Consider the following 13,816-nt stretch of genomic DNA (forward strand, 5'->3'; position numbering starts at 1 on the left):
CCTCCTCAGTACGTGCGGCGCAGTTCCAGCGCGCCATCCGGGCGCGTCTGGCCAGCAATGGACCAGCCAAGTTCCAGCGCGGACAGCAACTCCTGTGCGTCGCCTGCGCGGAACGTGCCGCTGACTGCCAGATCGGTGATCTCCGGGTCGGCGATCACCAGCGGTGCATGGCCATAGCGGTTCATGCGTTCGACCACGATCGACAGCGGGGTGGCATCGAAGACCAGCTGCCCATGCAGCCAGCCCTCGGCGGCTGCCGTGGAGGACAGCGCTGGACCGGGCTGGATGCGCCCGGAGGGGAGTACCTGCAGTTGCTGGCCAGGGGCCAGGGTGTGCTGGGCGGCGCCGTTGCTGACTTCCACCGCACCCTCCAGCAGCGCGACCTCGACCAGGCCATCGTGCAGGCGCTCGACCTGGAAGGTGGTGCCGATATCGCGGATGGTGCTGGTGCCGGCGCGCAGATGCAGTGCTTTGTTCGATGGCGCGACCTGCAACTGCAGGCGGCCGCGTTCGAGGTCCAGCTCGCGGTGGCGCCAGCCAAAGCGTGCGTGCAGCGTCGTGCCGGCATCGAGCATGGCTACGCTGCCATCGGGCAGGGTCAGCCGCTGCGCCTGATGCGTGTCATTGGCAAAGCGCTGCGGGGCTGGGTTGCCATCCACCGCTACCATCCAGCCCACGCCGATGGCCAGGCAGATACCAGCGGCCGCGGCCGCAGCAGGCAGCCAGCGGCGTCGGGCAGGCCGTGCCGCACGCGCCGCAGCCGTCCGCAGCCATGGGTCCGCAGCCAGGCCCTGGCCCTGCTGGAAAAGATCTTCGGCCTGCGCCCAGGCTTTGACATGGGCAGGGTCTTCAGCCAGCCAGTCTTCGAACGACTCGCGTTCGGCAGGGGTGCAGTCCGGGGCCTCCAACCGCGCCACCCAGGCGCTGGCGCGTGCGAACAGCGAGGCGTCTTCCGTGTGCCGGTGGCTGCTCATTCGGTATCCCCGTCGTTGTGCAGCGGATCCGGTCCCAACTCCTGGCGCAGGCCCTGCAGGGCGCGGGCGATGTGTTTTTCCACGGTCTTGGCTGTAATTCCACAGTGCCGCGCGATCTGCGTATAGCTCATGCCGGTGATCCGGTTGAGCAGGTACACCTCGCGCGCACGCTCGGGCAATTTGAAAAGGGCCTGCCGCAGCAGGGACAACATCTGCCCGGACTCTGCCTGGCGCAAGGGGTCCGGCGACGGGCTGGTGGGCTCGTCGTGACCCTCATGCTCGGCCAGTGACAGGTGCGGTCGCGACTGCGGCGATCGGCCGCGATCGGCCAGGCGATTGCGCGCGATACGATACAGCAGCAGGCGCAGTTCGTCGGTGCCGTGCGCGCGATAGCGGATCAGCCGCTCCATGCAGTCCTGCGCGATGTCCTCTGCATCCTCCGGCCCGACGCCCCGTGTGCGCAGGAACGCGCACAGTGGCGCGCGTTCCTCGCGTACGAACGCGATGAAGGCGTCCGCAGGCGCGGGTGGCTCCGGCGCGTGGTGGATCAGGGGGGACGGAACGGACAGGGCTGGCCTCGGCTGACGTTGGCGGGTGCGCCTTCGAGTTTTACGCGACGATGACCGGATGGGGAAGAGTGTGTGGTGCCCCTCTCTCATTGTGAATGCATTCATTTTTTCCGGCCGACCGGGCTGGGGGAGATTCCGGCGCTCTGCCGTTTGACTCCTTACCCGCGTGTTGCGGGTGGAGAGAGAGAACGTATGAAGCATTCGAAGTTGAGCCTGGCCCTGGCCGGGCTGATCGCCGTTGGCGCCATCGCGGCGGCTGATGACGTCATGGCAATGAGTTATCACGTGCAGGGGGATCGCATCTTCCTGAGCGGCGGGGTGACCTACGCCGATGTGGTGTCGTTGCCCGCGTTGCTGGCCAAGGCACAGGCCGAGGGCCGGCCGATCCGCGAAGTGGTGCTGCGCACCTCCAATGGTGGCGCGCTGATCGCCGGCGAGTGGCTGCAGGGCGTGATCCGCACGTCCGGCCTGAACACCATCGTGTCCGGCCACTGCATTTCGTCCTGCTCGATCATGCAGTCCGGTGGCGTCGAACGCTATCTGGCCGGTGATCTGCCGATCGTCGATTCGGTACAGATCCACGCGGCCAGCAACAGCGGCAAGGTGATCTACACGCCGTCGCCACGGATGACCCAGATCTACACCGGCAACTACGGCGGCGGCATCGATGCCGGGCTGCTGCACAAGGCCATGTATGAAGTCGTGCAGCCCAACGGCCTGCTGGTGTTCCGCGATCCGGCGCGCACCACGGGTGCCTCGGTCACTTTCGATCCTGATGGCAGCGGCAGCAAGCTGGAGTCGTTCCCGGGCCAGGACATCTACAGCAACAGGGTCATCACCGCCAAGGGCTACCGCGACCCGGGCGATACGTTGAATGTCACCGCCAACGTGAGCGGCGACATCAACCCGGGCTACCTGCGCACCGGTCGCCAGCTGCAGACCTTCGTCGATGATGACTTCGCGCGCTGGAACACCAACTGGCAGTCCAGCTACATCAACCTGGCGCAGAGCATCTACAACGCCTCCAGCAATGGTCCGCAGGGCATCGGCGCGAACTCGGTACAGGACTACCAGAACGATCCCACATACAAGGCCCTGCTGCTGTCGAAGCTGCGCCTGGGTGACCTGGATGTGTCCACGCTGGACAACTCCATGGGCGTGATCCGCGTGACCAATGGCGCGACATGGCGGACCTCCGCGACCACCGGTGCCGACTTCATGCTGGTCGACAACGGCACCATCGCGCTGGAAGGCGGCGCCCTGCGCGCTTCGGAGGTGCGGGTAATGGCCGCAGGCATGCTGGTCGGCAATGGTGACGTGGCCGGCACCGCTATGGATCTCAGTGCGTTGGCCAGCGGTACCCGCCCGTCCTGGCGCGAGGATGGCTTCAATCGCCTGCGCGTGTACGGGACCCTGATGCCGCGCGGCGGCGATCTGGTCACCCATGGCTACGTCAACATCATGCCGGGCGGGAAGGTGCTGTTCGATGTGACCGAAAACGGCGGGGCTGGCAGTGGCCGCCTGCATGTAGGCAGTTTCTTCGACAGCAAGCAGACCGACGGCGCGCTGGTGATCTCCAAAGGGGCCTTCCTCGAACTGAACGTGGCGCAGGGTTACTACGGCCAGGACTTCCGCCGTGACCTGGTGCAGGGCCCGATCTACCAGGGCGGCTTCGAAGAGGTCGTGCGCCTGGGGGACACCGGCTACAGCGCCAGCATCACCGGCGGCGAGGTGTTCCGCCCACGCCACAACTCGCTGCTGAGCTTCAACGTGAAACAGACCGCGGATGGCCTGTGGTTGACCGCCAACCCGGGCTTCGACCAGCTGGGGCTGTTTGCCAATGGTGCTTCGGGCGATGCCCTTGGCCGTGCGCTGGCGACCGCTTCCGATCGCAGGGATGGTGGCCTGAAGTCGCTGCTCGGCGCGCTGCAGTTCGCCGACCGTGACGTGATCGCACAGCAGGCCGGTGCCCTGCGCGGTGACGCGCACGCGAGCCTGCGCCTGGCCGACAACGCATTGGTGGGCAGCATCGGCAACGTGGTGCAGCAGCACCAGGCCGCGATGCGCAGTGGCGGTGATGCCGACGGCCTGGCCTCGCAGGCCGCGCAGTCGGTGTCGGCGCAGCCGGGCATGCGCCACGGCAGCCTGTTCAACCAGCTGGCCATGCACCTGGTCGAGCCGGCGGCGGGCGGCGGTGAAGGCAGTGGCCCTGGTCGCAACCATGGCCTGTGGGCGCGCGGTTTTGCCAGCCACGGCCGCATCGATGCCGACGGTGGCGTGGCAGGCTTGAGCCATAACATCGGCGGCATCGTCGTCGGCGCCGATACCCGCGTTGCCGATGACCGCGTCACCCTGGGCGTCAGCGTGGCAGCGGCGGATATGTCGACCAAGGGCCGCGACGGCTCCGACTTCAGTGGTGACGTGCGCGCGCTGGACGTGGGCGGCTACCTGGACGCGACCTATTCGCGCGGCTATCTCTCGGCGGCGGTGCGCTACACAGACCTGCGTCACGACACCCGCCGCAGCGTCAGCGGTATCGATGGCCTGCAGCAGCCGCTGCGTGCCACGTACAGCAACGATGCGATCTCCGCGCGGGTGGAGCACGCGTTCTCATTCACCACGGGCAAGGGCCTGGTGATCCAGCCGCTGTTGCCGGTGGTGGACTACGCGCGTACCTCGGCCACGCGCTTCAATGAAGGGCAGGGTGCGGGTGCACTGGTCGGTCGCAGCGGCAGCCTGGAGAGCATCCGCGTGGGCGCCGGCCTGCAGCTGTTCAGGACCCTCGAAGGCAACAACGGCGAGCGCATTACCCCGCGTGCCCGCGTGGTCTGGCAGAAGGAACTGGGCGACTCGCAGGCGCGCTACAGCACCGGCTTCGCCGCAGCACCGGATCTGGTGTTCGGGGCAAGCAGCCAGGCCGTGGGCGAGCAGGTGCTGGCCTGGAACCTGGGCGTGACCAGCCGCGCCAGCGAACGCCTGTCGATCATGGCCGACTACGTGGGCGAGCGTCGTGACGGGCAGATCCAGAACGGCGTGATGCTGGGGCTGGGTTACAAGTTCTGAGTGGCACAGGGCACCGGCGATGTTCGCATCGCCGGTGCCATCCCCACGGACGCGTGGCTGCGGTATGGTCGGCATGGCATTCCATCCAGGTTCTTCCATGCAGATCGCCGTCTTCAGCGCCCGACCCTACGACCGTCGCTTCCTGGACGAAGCCAACCTGCGTGAGGCGGCGGGGCAGGGTTACACGTTCGTCTACTTCGATGCCGCGCTGGATGTGCATACCGCAGCGCTGGCACAGGACTGCGCCGCGGTCTGCGTGTTCGTCAACGATCGGCTGGATGCGCAGGTGCTGCGCGCGCTGCACGCGTTGGGTGTGCGGGCCGTGCTGCTGCGCTGTGCGGGCTTCAACAATGTGGACCTGGCCGCTGCGAAAGCGCTGGACCTGTTCGTCGCGCGGGTGCCGGCGTACTCGCCCGAAGCCGTGGCCGAGCATGCACTGGCGCTGGTGATGACCCTCAACCGCCAGACCCATCGTGCCTACAACCGCGTGCGCGAGGGCAACTTCATGCTCGATGGCCTGCTCGGGCGCACCCTGCATGGCCGCACGGTCGGCATCATCGGTACCGGCAAGATCGGCCTGGCCACCGCGCGCATCTTCAAGGGCATGGGCTGCACGGTGCTGGGGCACGACCCGTACCCGTCGGCGGCCTTCGCAGGTATCGGCGAGATGGTTGCGCTGGATGAACTGCTGGCGCGCGCTGACATCGTCTCGCTGCACTGCCCGCTGACGCCCGATACCCAGCACCTGATCAATGACGCCTCGCTGGCGCGGATGAAGCCGGGCGCGATGCTGGTCAACACCTCGCGCGGCGGATTGGTGGATACCCATGCAGTGATCCGCGGGCTGAAGTCGCGCCGGCTCGGCCACCTGGCCATCGACGTGTACGAGCAGGAAAGCGCGCTGTTCTTCCAGGACCTGTCCGGCGAGATCATCGACGACGAGGCCTTCCAGCGCCTGATGACCTTCCCCAACGTGCTGGTGACCGGCCACCAGGGCTTCTTCACCGTGGAGGCGCTGCAGGAGATCTCGGCGATCACGCTGGGGAACCTGCAGGATTTCGCGGCTGGGCGGGTGTGTGCCAACCGGGTAGAGGCGGACTGAGCCGGGTGGATTGACCGCCGGGGCGCCCAGCCCGTAAAATCGCGGGCTCCGCCGGAATAGCTCAGTTGGTAGAGCGGCGCATTCGTAATGCGTAGGTCGCAGGTTCGACTCCTGTTTCCGGCACCAGTTGTAGAAAAGCCCCGGCCTTGGTCGGGGCTTTTTTTATGCTCTGGTAGTGCCGGCCGCTGGCCGGCAACCCCAGGAGTGCCAGCCCATGGCTGGCACTCCGCGATTTCTGAGTCTCGCGATCTACCCGCCCCTCCGGCTTCCCAGGCGCTTGGCTCCTTGCACAGTTCCTGACCTGGCAACTGCAGCCGGTCATTCCTGTGCTATGAATACCCAGCCTTGCTTCAAGGCTCTTTCAGAGATTGGAAGGATGCGCAGGTTCGGGGGAACTGCAGGCGGCGTGTTTACCCGCTTCAGGAGATGTGGAGATCGAATTCGCAAGCTGGGGGCAACAGGCGCCTGGCTGTCCTGCGTGCTGCTGATCGGCCTTGGCCTGTCGCCATCCGCAATCGCCCAGACGACAGTCACCTACATCCACACGGACGCCTTGGGCTCGGTCGTGGCTGAGAGCGATGCCAACGGCAATGTGATCAAGCGCTATGACTACGAGCCCTACGGGGCCGTGGTCGGTGGTCAGGTCACGGACGGGCCGGGGTATACCGGGCATGTGAGCGACTCGGCAACGGGCCTGATCTACATGCAGCAGCGCTACATGGATCCGCAGTTGGGTGTGTTCCTGTCGGTTGATCCGGTCACGGCGTATGAGCAGCCGGTGGGGCAGTTCAACCGGTATAGGTATGCGAACGGGAATCCTTACAGGTTCACGGATCCAGATGGGCGAATCGTCAAGTACGCATTTGAAGGCGGAGCGACGCTGCGTGATGGTGCTGCCGTGCTCAACCATTGGATGAAGTCAGAAACCATCAGCTCTGAACTGAAGCAGATTCTCCTATCCGATGAGACCTACACCATACAGTTCAATCGCAATGGTGATTTTGGATATGACGAGAACAAAAGAATCATCAGCATTGATGTCACCTCTGGACTTCGCGTCAAATCCTCCGGGGAGATCCAGTCTCCTGCTCTGGGGGGCGGTCACGAGGTGAGCCATGCTGCCCAGCATGATCGGGTTGGATTGTCCGCTTTCCAGGCTTCGCTTGTTGCGCCACAGTCCAACTCGGAGAGCAACGGCGTGATGCAGATCCGAGTCGGCGTATCTTCGGAGGAGGCGCGGGCTACGGGGGTGGAGACCCGGGCCGCGCGTGAGCTGGGGGAGCCTGCCCGGAAGAGCTACAGCGACACGAACGGCACGGTTAATGTCTGCTCCCCCACCAGCAATCGGGAGTGTTGAATGAACCGCGTTCTGATGCTTGCGTTGGCCTTGTCCAGTGCCTCATGTCGCGCCGGTGAGGAGCTCCCTGGGCCTTGCCAGGCGGCAAGCAGTCCGGTGGAGTCCATTGCGCCGGTCGTTCCCGCCGCGACTGAGATGCAGGTGCGTGGCTCTGTCGTGGCGACCGTCGTCGTTGAAGAGGATGGGCGGGTGACAAATCCCGTCATCACGCGGTCACAGTTTGAAGCGCTGGACCGGGGGAGGGTCGACAATGCTGCTTATGAGCGCGCAGCCTTGGTTGCCGTGGCGAAGTGGCGTTTCCCTCCGGTCCCATCCCGCTGCACCAGGAAGGTCACATTCGATTTCCAACGTCTGGATTGAATGAGCCCGGTCAACCTGCTGAAACAGCAACGGCAGCGAGCAGGTGTTGAAGACCCTCATCGAGGACGACAAGAGGAAATGATCATGCGGATTGCTTCTTCAGTCGTCATTCTGGCCGCCTCGCTGCCGGCTGCAGCATCCGCTGCGCCACCTGTCTCTGTGCCGCAGGCCTGCGCGCCGACCTACTGCATTGAGGTCGGAGCCACGTTGCCCGACCGGCCGGTGACGATCCGGGTTGAATCGACGGTTCCCGCAGACGCCTCGACGACAACGGTGGACATGGGGCGTGGATTTTCAATTGGCTTCCATTCCCGGTATGTCGAATGGAAAGCCGGGCGAATGGGCCTTCCGCCCGCGCGATGGACACCAGGCAAAGCCAAGGCGAGCGCGGCAGCTTGCCTGAAGTGTGGCGCGCCGGGCTGGAATGAAGTCATGGGCATTGCCATGACCGGCATCCCCGAAGACTATGGCAATGACCTTTCCGGTATCAGTGTCTGCTTTTGGCCGCTTGATCGTTCATCGGCAGGGCACGGGGACGGCAAGTCCCTGCGCCTTGGGGAGAAGGTCTGCATCGCAGATCCGGCCCCGAGGCGCTGAGCAGCACGTCTGCGCGGAGTGCTGTCTCAATAGGCAAGGTCGAAATAGTAGATCTTCTTTGCTCCGAACACGCCGCAACCTTCGCTGGTGAGTGCGTGGAAGCCGATCGGTGTCCGCGATGACGCCGCCGACAGGATGGCCGCGTACTTTTCCCGTCCGGATTTGTCGCTGGCAAGATCGATTGTCCAGCGCCCGTCGGAAGCACACTCGTTGTTGGTGGGCTGGCCTTCCAGCCACACGGAAACGAACGTGGATTCGACAACCAGTTTGGTGATTTTTCCGGTCTGGTGTGTATCGGCCCATGCGCTGCCGGACAGCAGCAGTGCACCGAGTGTGATAGCGAGCTGTTTCATGTCTTCCCTGCAGGCCCGGGGCATCAAGCCCTATATATAGCGCAGCAGGTGCCGGATCTGATGAGCACGAGCATCACCAGTTGCCGCAGATAGCCGCCGATCACCCCGGCCAGCACCCCGGCCGCGATCCGCATGGCCAGCCGGAACCATCGCCCGGCGCGTTCCCGCAGCCAGGGCAGTACCACCGTTACCTGTGCAGCCAGCAGCAACATCACCACATCCATCCCCAGTGCATCGATCAGCGACAGCAGCGGCAGCAGGTCGGGATTGCAGGCCAGTACAAGCAACAACACGCTGCACAGCAGCGCGAAGGCGCGGCGCCCGGTGGGCAGGGTGGTCCAGCGCAGTAAACGATCAATCAGGGGCATGAATCTTCTGCTCCTTGTCAGAGCGGTGCTCGCAGGCGGTCATTCCGCGCGGACGGGCTGCCGCAGCACGGTCTTCAACCGCGCCGCGTCGGTCCTGCGCGGGTCGCTCAGGTAGATCTCATGATGGGGGCCGGCAAAGGTGTAACCCAGTGCGGGCATCAGTTCGTCGTGCAGATGGGCCAGGGCCGGACCCTCGTCATCGTAGGCGCCTACATGCAGCGTCTGCAGGCAGAGGCCTTCTTCGAGAATTTCGTGGCGAAGGCTGGCTGGAACGTCGCCCAGTTTCTTCGCCGCCTTGGCAATGGCAGCCTCCAACTGCGCTGGACTGATCCCATCCGGCGTGCGGATCATCGCCGTCCACCTCCACTCATCCTTGCGGCGTGCCACAAAGCTCGACGGATCCTCGGCGGTCCAAAGCGCTTCCAGCGGTGGCACCACGTAGTCCTGGCCCCCGGCCTTCAGGGCGAACTTCAATGCATAGCTCACCGAGTACAGCCATTGCACCGCCTGCAGGTAGGCCGGGGCGGTGTTCGGGTCGCCGCGGCCATCGACCATCAGGTAGGGCAGGGGCGGTACATCGACCGGTACGAACTGGCCGGTGGGCGGGTGATAGAGTGCCCGGTCGCGCTTCTTGAAGTCGATCTTGTCCATCGGGGTCTTCCTCCTGTGCCGAGCATCCCATGCTAGGCACCCGTCAGCACGCCTGAACCGATTCAGGTGACTTTGCCGAACGAGGGCGAACGGCCCGCGAACGTCCAGGGCCGGAATGCCGCCCTGGGTCATGCGCCCCGTCATGCCCGCGCGGTGCGACAACGTGTCGCAGCCAGAATCGGGCCTTTCCTGCGCTCGATCAATGTCAATGCCTTTCTTAAATGGTGGGTGACGGCCTAAAATTGAAAGGCTGACTCGACCCACCTCCCTACCTGTCTTCCGGACCGGTGGGACCGGCTTTGGCCGGAACAGGCAGGACGGGGAACGGCATTCCCTCGCAATTGGATCGACCGATGATTCCGTTGAAAACCCTTGGGCGCTGGTTGCGCCCGGGCCTGCTGCTGTCGTTGCTGGTGATGCTCACCGGCTGCGATGCCGTGGCCATCCTCAGTCCGAAGGGCCAGATCGGCCAGGATGAGAAGACCCTGCTGATCACGGCCACCGTGCTCATGCTGCTGGTCGTCATCCCGGTCATCATCATGACCCTGACCTTCGCGTGGAAGTATCGCGCCTCCAACACCAAGGCCCGTTACGAGCCGAAGTGGTCCCACTCGACGGCGATCGAGGTGGTGGTGTGGTCCATTCCCTGCATGATCGTGCTGGTGCTGGCGGTCCTGACCTGGCGTTCGTCGCACGCGCTGGACCCGTATCGTCCGCTGGAATCGGACGTCAAGCCGGTCACCATCGAGGCGATCTCGCTGGACTGGAAGTGGCTGTTCATCTATCCGGAAGAGAAGGTGGCGGTCGTCAACGAAATCAAGTTCCCGGTCAACACGCCGCTGAACTTCAAGATCACGTCCGATTCGGTGATGAATGCCTTCTTCATCCCGCACCTGGGCAGCATGATCTACTCGATGGCTGCGATGGAGACCAAGCTCCACCTGATCGCCAACGAGACCGGTGAATTCCCGGGCATGTCCTCGCACTACAGTGGCGCAGGCTTCGCCAAGATGCACTTCACCGCCTACTCGGTCACCGATGCCGAATACCGCCAGTGGCTGGACCAGGTCCGTGCCGGTGAGCAGACCCTGGACAAGGCCTCGTTCAAGGCCCTGGGTGAAGCACGCAACGCCGAGTGGTATCCGGTCACCTACTTCGGCAAGACCGAAGAAGGCCTGTTCGACTGGGTCATCGCCAAGCACATGGGCGACAACAAGCATTACGGCATGAAGCACTCGCACGCCGGTGCCGCCGCTGCCGATGCCGCCAGCCATGAAGCGCACGAGGGGCATGCCCCCAGTGACGCGCATGATTCCAAGGAATCGGGTGAAAACCTGGATGCCACCGAACACGAACACGCTGGCCATGCTGGCCACGCGGGTTCGGGAGAATGAACATGTTGGGAAAACTCTCTCTTGAGTCGATCCCCCACGATCCGATCGTGCTGACCACCCTGGTCGGCGCGGTGCTGGGTGGCCTGGGCGTCATGGCCCTGATCACCAAGTTCAAGCTGTGGGGCTATCTGTGGAAGGAGTGGTTCACCTCGGTGGATCACAAGAAGATCGGCGTGATGTACCTCATCGTCGCCTTCATCATGCTGCTGCGCGGCTTCTCCGACGCGATCATGATGCGTACCCAGCAGGCGCTTGCCGTCGGCGGGTCCGAGGGTTACCTGCCGCCGCACCACTACGACCAGATCTTCACCGCCCACGGCGTGATCATGATCTTCTTCGTGGCGATGCCGCTGATCACCGGCCTGATGAACCTGGCCGTGCCGCTGCAGATCGGTGCGCGCGACGTCGCGTTCCCGTTCGTCAACTCGCTCAGCTTCTGGCTGTTCGTGTCGGGCGCTGTGCTGATCATGCTGTCGCTGTGGATCGGTGAGTTCGCTGCCACCGGCTGGCTGGCGTTCCCGCCGTTGTCGGGCATCGAATACAGTCCAAGCGTCGGCATGGACTACTACATCTGGGGTCTACAGGTCGCAGGCCTGGGTACCACGCTGAGCGGTATCAACTTCTTCATCACCATCCTGAAGATGCGTACCCCCAGCATGAAGCTGATGCAGATGCCGGTGTTCACCTGGACCGCCCTGGTGACCAACGTGCTGATCGTCGCTGCCTTCCCGGTGCTGACCATCACCCTGGTGCTGCTGACCCTGGATCGTTACCTGGGTACGCACTTCTTCACCAATGACGGTGGCGGCAACGCCATGCTGTACATCAACCTGATCTGGATCTGGGGTCACCCGGAGGTGTACATCCTGGTCCTGCCGGCGTTCGGTGTGTTCTCCGAAGTCATCGCGACCTTCTCGCGCAAGGCGCTGTTCGGCTACAAGGGCATGGTCTACGCCACCGCCTGCATCGGCGTGCTGTCGTTCATCGTGTGGCTGCACCACTTCTTCACCATGGGCTCGGGTGCCAACGTCAATGCCTTCTTCGGCATCACGACGATGATCATCTCGATCCCGACCGGCGTGAAGATCTTCAACTGGCTGTTCACCATGTTCCGCGGCCGCGTGCACTTCACCACCCCGGTGCTGTGGACCATCGGCTTCATGGTCACCTTCGTCATCGGCGGCATGACCGGCGTGATGCTGGCGATCCCGGCCATCGACTTCGTGCTGCACAACAGCCTGTTCCTGATCGCCCACTTCCACAACGTCATCATCGGCGGCGTGGTGTTCGGCATGTTCGCCGGCATCACCTACTGGTGGCCGAAGATGTTCGGCTTCCGCCTCAACGAGTTCTGGGGCAAGTGCGCGTTCTGGTGCTGGTTCATCGGCTTCTACGTGACCTTCATGCCGATGTACGTGCTGGGCTTCATGGGCATGACCCGTCGCCTGCAGAGCACCGTCAACCCGGCCTACGAGCCGCTGCTGCTGATTGCCGCCGCAGGTGCCTTCATCGTGGGTGCCGGCATCCTGTGCCAGATCATCCAGGTGGCCGTGTCGATCCGCGACCGCAAGAAGACCGTCGACCTGACCGGCGACCCGTGGGATGCCCGTACGCTGGAGTGGGAAACCTCTTCGCCGCCGGCCTTCTACAACTTCGGCACCCTGCCGGAAGTCACCGAGCTGGACGATTTCTGGGAACGCAAGCAGCGTGGTGAAGCCTGGCCGAAGCCGGCCAAGTACACCGACATCCACATGCCGCGCAACACCGGCACGGGCGTTGTCATCGGTGCCTTCAGCCTGGTGTTCGGCTTCGCGATGATCTGGCACATCTGGTGGCTGGCCATCGTCGGCTTCGTCGGCATGATCGCCACGTTCATCTACCGCACCTTCGACCAGGACGTGGACTACTGGGTCCCGGCCGCCGAGGTGGAACGCATCGAGAACGAACACCGCAAGCACCTGGAAGCCCAGGGCCTGGTGAAGTCGGAGCTGAAGGCATGAGCACCAATACCTCGACCCTGAGCCACGGGCACGCCGCGCATGCGGCGGCCCATGGCCATGACGACCACGAGCACCACGACACCGGCGGCAACACCGTCTTCGGTTTCTGGGTGTACCTGATGAGCGACTGCCTCATCTTCGCCTCGCTGTTCGCCACCTACGTGGTGCTGGCAGGCGGCACCGATGGTGGCCCCACCGCGAAGGACCTGTTCGAACTGCCGTTCGTGGCATGGGAAACCGCGCTGCTGCTGACCTCGTCGCTGACCTTCGGCCTGGGCATGATCGCCATGCACCGCAAGCAGATGGGCCAGATGTACCTGTGGCTGGGCATCACCTGGCTGCTGGGCTTCGGCTTCATGTGCATGGAAGTGTGGGAGTTCCAGCACCTGATCCACCAGGGCTACGGTCCGGACCGCAGTGCCTTCCTGTCGGCGTTCTTCGCCCTGGTCGGTACCCACGGCCTGCACGTCAGCGCCGGCCTGCTGTGGCTGCTGGTGATGTTCGTGCAGCTGAAGAAGTACGGCCTGACCCCGACCAACAAGACCCGCATGGCGTGCCTGAGCCTGTTCTGGCACTTCCTGGACCTGATCTGGATCGGCGTGTTCTCCGTCGTCTACCTCAATGGAGCGCTGTAATGGCACATGACAACCATGCACACGACCACGGCACCGGCGGCGAAAGCCATGGCACCGTGAAGTCGTACCTGATCGGCTTCGTGCTGGCGGTGGTGCTGACCGTCATCCCGTTCTGGATGGTGATGTCGGGCGATTTCTCGCGCACCGTCAACGGTGTGGTCATCGCCATCACCGCGGTGCTGCAGATGCTGGTCCACCTGGTGTTCTTCCTGCACCTGGACCGTTCTTCGGAAAGCCGCTGGAACGTCAACGCTGCGGCCTTCACCGTGGTGGTGATCGGCATCATCGTGGTCGGCACCCTGTGGGTCATGCACAACATGAACGTGCACATGATGCACTGACGTCCGCGCGACGTTGCCACGCAGAAAGGCCGCCCTCGGGCGGCCTTTTTTG

General features: G+C 64.1%; 14 protein-coding genes and 1 tRNA gene. 10 read left to right on the plus strand and 5 right to left on the minus strand.

All coding sequences use genetic code 11. From position 1 onward, the window contains the following. Positions 1 to 5: 5 nt before the first annotated feature. Positions 6 to 974: a FecR family protein gene (locus tag AC5P5S_RS01950; RefSeq protein ID WP_231336783.1), complete on the minus strand. Its 969-nt coding sequence runs from the start codon at positions 972 to 974 to the stop codon at positions 6 to 8. Further along, complete coding sequence (locus AC5P5S_RS01955) at positions 971 to 1,480, minus strand: RNA polymerase sigma factor (protein WP_076738471.1); 510 nt, start codon at positions 1,478 to 1,480, stop codon at positions 971 to 973. The genes AC5P5S_RS01950 and AC5P5S_RS01955 overlap by 4 nt, the downstream gene beginning before the upstream one ends. A 255-nt stretch (positions 1,481 to 1,735) precedes the next feature. Between AC5P5S_RS01955 and AC5P5S_RS01960 the strand changes: the two genes are divergently transcribed. The 6 genes from AC5P5S_RS01960 (at position 1,736) to AC5P5S_RS01985 (ending at position 8,022) form a co-directional block, all read left to right on the plus strand. After that, positions 1,736 to 4,606: an autotransporter outer membrane beta-barrel domain-containing protein gene (locus tag AC5P5S_RS01960; RefSeq protein ID WP_231336784.1), complete on the plus strand. Its 2,871-nt coding sequence runs from the start codon at positions 1,736 to 1,738 to the stop codon at positions 4,604 to 4,606. 97 nt (positions 4,607 to 4,703) lie between these two features. Further along, positions 4,704 to 5,708 (plus strand): 2-hydroxyacid dehydrogenase, encoded by a 1,005-nt coding sequence (locus tag AC5P5S_RS01965; protein WP_114618558.1) that lies wholly within the window; start codon positions 4,704 to 4,706, stop codon positions 5,706 to 5,708. Positions 5,709 to 5,758: 50 nt separating this feature from the next. After that, positions 5,759 to 5,834 (plus strand) — tRNA-Thr (locus tag AC5P5S_RS01970). Positions 5,835 to 6,114: 280 nt separating this feature from the next. After that, entirely contained in the window at positions 6,115 to 7,065 is a 951-nt protein-coding gene (locus AC5P5S_RS01975; RefSeq protein WP_414487324.1) for an RHS repeat-associated core domain-containing protein, read from the plus strand. Positions 7,066 to 7,080: 15 nt separating this feature from the next. After that, positions 7,081 to 7,425: a TonB family protein gene (locus AC5P5S_RS01980; RefSeq protein ID WP_061201628.1), complete on the plus strand. Its 345-nt coding sequence runs from the start codon at positions 7,081 to 7,083 to the stop codon at positions 7,423 to 7,425. Next, entirely contained in the window at positions 7,426 to 8,022 is a 597-nt protein-coding gene (locus AC5P5S_RS01985) for a hypothetical protein (protein WP_062606747.1), read from the plus strand. Between the two features lie 26 nt (positions 8,023 to 8,048). Here the strand turns inward: AC5P5S_RS01985 and AC5P5S_RS01990 are convergent, their stop codons facing one another. Genes AC5P5S_RS01990 through AC5P5S_RS02000 form a run of 3 tightly spaced genes read right to left on the minus strand, consistent with a single transcriptional unit; the run spans position 8,049 to position 9,394 of the window. Next, positions 8,049 to 8,375: a hypothetical protein gene (locus tag AC5P5S_RS01990; protein ID WP_005408578.1), complete on the minus strand. Its 327-nt coding sequence runs from the start codon at positions 8,373 to 8,375 to the stop codon at positions 8,049 to 8,051. Between the two features lie 23 nt (positions 8,376 to 8,398). Beyond that, positions 8,399 to 8,743 (minus strand): hypothetical protein, encoded by a 345-nt coding sequence (locus tag AC5P5S_RS01995; protein WP_062606749.1) that lies wholly within the window; start codon positions 8,741 to 8,743, stop codon positions 8,399 to 8,401. Between the two features lie 39 nt (positions 8,744 to 8,782). Then, positions 8,783 to 9,394 (minus strand): GyrI-like domain-containing protein, encoded by a 612-nt coding sequence (locus tag AC5P5S_RS02000; protein ID WP_062606751.1) that lies wholly within the window; start codon positions 9,392 to 9,394, stop codon positions 8,783 to 8,785. A gap of 353 nt (positions 9,395 to 9,747) precedes the next feature. Here AC5P5S_RS02000 and cyoA point away from each other — a divergent pair, with 353 nt between their 5' ends. From cyoA to cyoD, 4 genes are read left to right on the plus strand one after another with little or no spacing between them, the layout of a single operon-like run. Beyond that, complete coding sequence (gene cyoA, locus AC5P5S_RS02005; protein ID WP_005408581.1) at positions 9,748 to 10,788, plus strand: ubiquinol oxidase subunit II; 1,041 nt, start codon at positions 9,748 to 9,750, stop codon at positions 10,786 to 10,788. A gap of 2 nt (positions 10,789 to 10,790) precedes the next feature. Next, positions 10,791 to 12,788, plus strand: coding sequence for a cytochrome o ubiquinol oxidase subunit I (gene cyoB, locus AC5P5S_RS02010; protein WP_032966504.1), 1,998 nt, complete (start codon positions 10,791 to 10,793; stop codon positions 12,786 to 12,788). Beyond that, on the plus strand, positions 12,785 to 13,423 hold the full coding sequence (gene cyoC / locus AC5P5S_RS02015) for a cytochrome o ubiquinol oxidase subunit III (RefSeq protein ID WP_005408583.1): 639 nt from the start codon (positions 12,785 to 12,787) through the stop codon (positions 13,421 to 13,423). Before cyoB ends, cyoC begins: the two co-directional genes overlap by 4 nt. Further along, a complete protein-coding gene (cyoD, locus tag AC5P5S_RS02020) occupies positions 13,423 to 13,764 on the plus strand; it encodes a cytochrome o ubiquinol oxidase subunit IV (RefSeq protein WP_005408584.1) in 342 nt (113 codons plus the stop codon). The genes cyoC and cyoD overlap by 1 nt, the downstream gene beginning before the upstream one ends. The last annotated feature ends 52 nt before the right edge of the window (positions 13,765 to 13,816 follow it).

Source organism: Stenotrophomonas sp. YJH_SMC_54, assembly GCF_059368435.1.

Bases quoted from the DNA above. Each gene is read 5' to 3' on its own strand.
- AC5P5S_RS01950 (WP_231336783.1), bottom strand. From the start codon at position 974: ATGAGCAGCCACCGGCACACGGAAGACGCCTCGCTGTTCGCACGCGCC.
- AC5P5S_RS01960 (WP_231336784.1), top strand. From the start codon at position 1,736: ATGAAGCATTCGAAGTTGAGCCTGGCCCTGGCCGGGCTGATCGCCGTT.
- AC5P5S_RS01965 (WP_114618558.1), top strand. From the start codon at position 4,704: ATGCAGATCGCCGTCTTCAGCGCCCGACCCTACGACCGTCGCTTCCTG.
- AC5P5S_RS01980 (WP_061201628.1), top strand. From the start codon at position 7,081: ATGCTTGCGTTGGCCTTGTCCAGTGCCTCATGTCGCGCCGGTGAGGAG.
- AC5P5S_RS01985 (WP_062606747.1), top strand. From the start codon at position 7,426: ATGAGCCCGGTCAACCTGCTGAAACAGCAACGGCAGCGAGCAGGTGTT.
- AC5P5S_RS01990 (WP_005408578.1), bottom strand. From the start codon at position 8,375: ATGAAACAGCTCGCTATCACACTCGGTGCACTGCTGCTGTCCGGCAGC.
- AC5P5S_RS01995 (WP_062606749.1), bottom strand. From the start codon at position 8,743: ATGCCCCTGATTGATCGTTTACTGCGCTGGACCACCCTGCCCACCGGG.
- AC5P5S_RS02000 (WP_062606751.1), bottom strand. From the start codon at position 9,394: ATGGACAAGATCGACTTCAAGAAGCGCGACCGGGCACTCTATCACCCG.
- cyoA (WP_005408581.1), top strand. From the start codon at position 9,748: ATGATTCCGTTGAAAACCCTTGGGCGCTGGTTGCGCCCGGGCCTGCTG.
- cyoB (WP_032966504.1), top strand. From the start codon at position 10,791: ATGTTGGGAAAACTCTCTCTTGAGTCGATCCCCCACGATCCGATCGTG.
- cyoC (WP_005408583.1), top strand. From the start codon at position 12,785: ATGAGCACCAATACCTCGACCCTGAGCCACGGGCACGCCGCGCATGCG.
- cyoD (WP_005408584.1), top strand. From the start codon at position 13,423: ATGGCACATGACAACCATGCACACGACCACGGCACCGGCGGCGAAAGC.